Here is a 4,267-nt window from a genome sequence, read left to right as displayed (position 1 = left end):
GCCGCGGTCGTCGCGGTGGTGATGGCGTCGGCCGAGACTCCCTCGAGCGCTGCGTTCAGGGATCCGATCGCCACCAGCAGATCGGTGCGGGCCGCGCCCGCGACGGTGCCGTCGGTCGCGGTGAGGAGCGCGAGCGAGTCGTCCCGCAGCGCGAGGCCGGCCTCGCGCGCGGCGGTGTAGGCCGGAGGCGCGGCGACGTCGATGGACGTCTCGCGGAGAGTCGGGGTCGCCTGCGTGCCCTCCGCGGAGGGCGTGCATCCGGTGAGCGCGCCGGCGGCGACGAGCAGGGCGATCGCGGCCGTGGCGCCCCGGAGGAGCGGGCGCGCACCCCCGCGCCGCTCGGCTCGCCCTCGACTCCGCATCACTGCACCCTAATCGGGGGACGGCCGCCGTGGGCGCCGGTCAGCGGGGCGGTTCGCGCATCCGAGACCCGGGTCGGCCGCACCTCCGGGCCGCACCGGCGGCGCTCGACCGGTGGGAAGGGGGCCCGGCGCACACCCGTCGAGGGCGGGGGACGGCGCGCGCGGAACGGCGGGGCGCCCGCCGCCGCGCCGCCTAGCATGGGGCGGGTGACCGACCAGCAGGAGCCTCCCGTCCGCCTCCGCCCCGAGATCCTGGCGCTCCCCGCCTACAAGCAGGGCCGCGCGGCCGCCGCCGACGCCTTCAAGCTCTCCTCCAACGAGAACCCGTTCGACCCGCTGCCCTCCGTGCTCGCGCGGGTCCGCGAGGTGGACGACTTCAACCGGTACCCGGACGCGGCGGCGACCGCCCTGCGCACAGCGCTCGCCGCGGAGTACGGCGTCCCGATCGAGGAGGTGATCGTCGGAGCCGGCTCCGTCGCGGTCATCGCCCAGCTCATCACCGCGGCGGCGAGCCCGGGCGACGAGGTCGTCTACGCCTGGCGCTCGTTCGAGGCGTACCCCTCGCTCGTCACGACCGCGGGCGCCACCAGCGTGCGCGTGCCGCTCCGCGCCGACGACACCCACGACCTCGACGCCATGGCGCAGGCCGTCACCGAGCGCACCCGCCTGCTGATCGTCTGCAGCCCCAACAATCCCACCGGCACCGTCGCCACCGCCGACGACGTCGAGGCGCTCCTCGAGCGCGTCCCGGGAGACGTCCTCGTACTCCTCGACGAGGCGTACGCCGAGTTCGTCGACGACGAGCGGGCCGTGGACGGCACCCGCCTGCTCGGCCGCTACCCCAACCTCGTGATCGCTCGCACCTTCTCCAAGGCGTACGGCCTCGCCGGCCTCCGCGTCGGCTACGCGATCGGCCACGCGCGGATCCTCGACGCCGCCCGCTCCACCGCCATCCCGCTCTCGGTCACCCGGTTCGCCGAGACCGCGGCGGTCGCCTCCCTCGAGCACCGCGAGGAGCTCCTCGAGCGCGTCCACCGCATCACCCGCCTCCGCGACGACCTCTGGCGGGCGCTGCTCGACCAGGGCTGGACGATCCCGGAGTCGCAGGCGAACTTCCTCTGGTTCGACACCCGCGAGGACACGGCGCGGGCCGCCGAGGTCTTCGAGCGCGCGGGAGTCGTGGTCCGCGCGTTCCCGCCGGAGGGGATTCGCGTCTCCGTCGGCGAGGCGCGCTCTGTCGACAAGCTCCTCAGCGCGGCGGCCGAGATTGTGGCTTCCCTCCCCGAGGGCCACCCCGCGAGACGGATAGGTTAGTCGGGTGGTAGCCACCAGCACGGAGTCGCCGACTGTCCAGTTCCTCTCCGCGGACGGGCGGTTCTCGCCGACCCCAGCGGCCGAGCAGTACGCCTCCTACCTCGACGGGGTGGACGAGGCGCAGCACCGCTCCTTCTACCGCGAGATGGCGGTGGTCCGCCGCTTCGACACCGAGGCCGCGAACCTGCAGCGCCAGGGCCAGCTCGGACTGTGGGTCCCGAGCCACGGGCAGGAGGCGGCGCAGGTCGGCTCCGCGTTCGCGATGCGCCCGCAGGACCACGTGTTCCCCTCCTACCGCGAGCACGTCGTCGGCAAGATCCGCGGCATCGACCTGCTCGGCGTCCTCGCGCTCCTGCGCGGCACGACGCACGGCGGCTGGGACCCGACCGACCCGACGAACGGGAACTTCCACCTCTACACGCTGGTGCTGGGCTCGCAGGCCCTGCACGCGACCGGCTACGCGATGGGCCTCACCCTCGACGGAGCGACCGGCACGGGCGACCCCGAGAAGGACGCGGCCGTCGTCGTCTACTTCGGCGACGGCGCCTCCAGCCAGGGCGACGTCAGCGAGGCGATGGTCTTCGCCGCGAGCTACCAGGCTCCCGAGGTCTTCTTCCTCCAGAACAACCACTACGCGATCTCGGTCCCCGTGGCCACGCAGTCGCGCAGCCCCCTCTACCTCCGCTCCTCCGGCTTCGGCATCCCCGGCGTGCAGATCGACGGCAACGACGTGCTCGCGAGCTACGCGGTCACCGCCAAGCACCTGCAGGACGCGCGCTCCGGCGGCGGTCCCCAGTTCATCGAGGCGCTGACCTACCGGATCGGCGCGCACACCTCGAGTGACGACCCGACGAAGTACCGCACCGACGACGAGCTCGCCTCGTGGGTCGCGAAGGACCCGATCACCCGGTTCGCCGCGTTCCTGCGGAGCGAGGGCGTGGAGCAGTCCTTCTTCGACGAGGTCGACGAGGAGGCGAAGGACTTCGCGTCCGACATCCGCCGCCGCCTCCTCGCCCTCGAGGTCCCTCCCACGGGCGTCATGTTCGACCACGTCTACTCGGAGCCGCACGTGCTCGTCGAGGAGCAGAAGGCGTGGCTGCAGCGCTACGAAGAATCGTTCGGAGGCGAGTGATGACGATCGACACCAGCACGACGGCCGCGCAGCCGCCCCTCACCGGGTCGCAGCTCGAGTCCATGTCCATGGCCAAGGCGCTCAACGCCGGCCTCCGCCGCGCGATGACGCAGGACGACCGAGTCCTCCTGATGGGCGAGGACATCGGCCCCCTGGGCGGCGTCTTCCGCATCACCGAGGGCCTGCACGCCGAGTTCGGGGCGAAGCGCGTGCTCGACACGCCGCTCGCCGAGTCCGGCATCGTCGGCACTGCGATCGGGCTCGCGATGCGCGGCTTCCGCCCGGTCTGCGAGATCCAGTTCGACGGGTTCATCTACCCGGCGTTCGACCAGATCACCTCGCAGCTGGCCAAGATGACCAACCGCCACGAGGGTGCGATCACCATGCCCGTCGTCATCCGCGTGCCCTACGGCGGGCACATCGGAGCGGTCGAGCACCACCAGGAGAGCAACGAGGCGTACTTCGCGCACACCGCGGGCCTGCGCGCGGTCAGCCCGTCGACTCCGAACGACGCCTACTGGATGATCCAGGAGGCCATCGCCTCGGACGACCCCGTCATGTTCTTCGAGCCCAAGAGCCGCTACTGGCCCAAGGGCGACGTCGACCTCAGCGGTTCCGCCGCGCCGCTGCACGCCAGCCGCGTCGTCCGCCAGGGCACCGAGGTCACGCTGGTCGGCTGGGGCCCGATGGTCGCGGTCCTCCTCCAGGCCGCCGAGCTCGCGGGCGAGGAGGGCACGAGCGTCGAGGTCGTCGACCTGCGCTCGCTCTCCCCGATCGACTGGGAGCCGCTGCTCGCGTCGGTCCGCAGGACCGGTCGGCTCGTCGTCGCGCAGGAGGCGTCCGCGAACGTGAGCCTCGGCTCCGAGATCGCGGCGACCGTCACCGAGCGCGCCTTCTTCTCGCTGGAGGCGCCGGTCCTCCGGGTCGCCGGCTTCGACACGCCCTTCCCGCCCGCCAAGGTCGAGAAGCTCTTCCTCCCCGACGTCGACCGCGTGCTCGAGGCCGTCGACCGCTCGCTCGCGTACTGACGCGCGCGACATCCGCCCGCACGAGCCCACAGGAGTCCCCCCGATGACAGAGCAGTTCCTCCTCCCCGACGTCGGCGAGGGCCTCACCGAGGCCGAGATCGTGGCCTGGAAGGTCAAGGTCGGCGACGAGGTGGCCGTCAACCAGGTCCTCGTCGAGATCGAGACCGCCAAGTCGCTCGTCGAGCTCCCCTCGCCGTTCAGCGGCACCGTGGTCGACGTGCTCGTCGACGAGGGCCAGACGGTCGACGTCGGCACCGCGATCATCACCGTCCAGGCCGGAGCCGGCTCGATCGGCTCCGAGGTGCCCGCGATCCCGGCCCACCCCGCGCAGGCCGCCGCCCTGGTCGACGGGGGCGACGCCGACGGCCGGAGCGAGCGGATCCTCCGCGGCCTCTCCGCCTTCGCCGGCCGCCCGCTCTCCGTCGACGAGA

Annotated in this window: 5 protein-coding genes; 4 read left to right on the top strand and 1 reads right to left on the bottom strand. The window is 72.8% G+C overall.

Annotated elements, in window-relative coordinates; all coding sequences use genetic code 11:
• On the bottom strand, positions 1-362 hold a 362-nt coding region (locus tag C5C37_RS16915), incomplete at its 3' end, for a hypothetical protein (protein ID WP_374954050.1).
• Positions 363-560: 198 nt separating this feature from the next.
• Between C5C37_RS16915 and hisC the strand changes: the two genes are divergently transcribed.
• From hisC to C5C37_RS17785, 4 genes are all read left to right on the top strand, one after another.
• On the top strand, positions 561-1,676 hold the full coding sequence (hisC, locus tag C5C37_RS16910) for a histidinol-phosphate transaminase (protein ID WP_104339332.1): 1,116 nt from the start codon (positions 561-563) through the stop codon (positions 1,674-1,676).
• Between the two features lie 4 nt (positions 1,677-1,680).
• Positions 1,681-2,808, top strand: a complete 1,128-nt coding sequence (locus C5C37_RS16905; protein ID WP_104226633.1) for a thiamine pyrophosphate-dependent dehydrogenase E1 component subunit alpha — start codon at positions 1,681-1,683, stop codon at positions 2,806-2,808.
• Positions 2,809-2,870: 62 nt separating this feature from the next.
• Entirely contained in the window at positions 2,871-3,836 is a 966-nt protein-coding gene (locus C5C37_RS16900; protein WP_181027250.1) for an alpha-ketoacid dehydrogenase subunit beta, read from the top strand.
• A gap of 43 nt (positions 3,837-3,879) precedes the next feature.
• A partial coding sequence (locus C5C37_RS17785) for a biotin/lipoyl-containing protein (protein ID WP_308471059.1) occupies positions 3,880-4,267 on the top strand: 388 nt, incomplete at its 3' end.

It is taken from the genome of Rathayibacter sp. AY1F9, assembly GCF_002932155.1.
Taxonomy (GTDB): Bacteria; Actinomycetota; Actinomycetes; order Actinomycetales; family Microbacteriaceae; genus Rathayibacter.
This window is presented reverse-complemented; position numbering and strand designations above follow the sequence as displayed.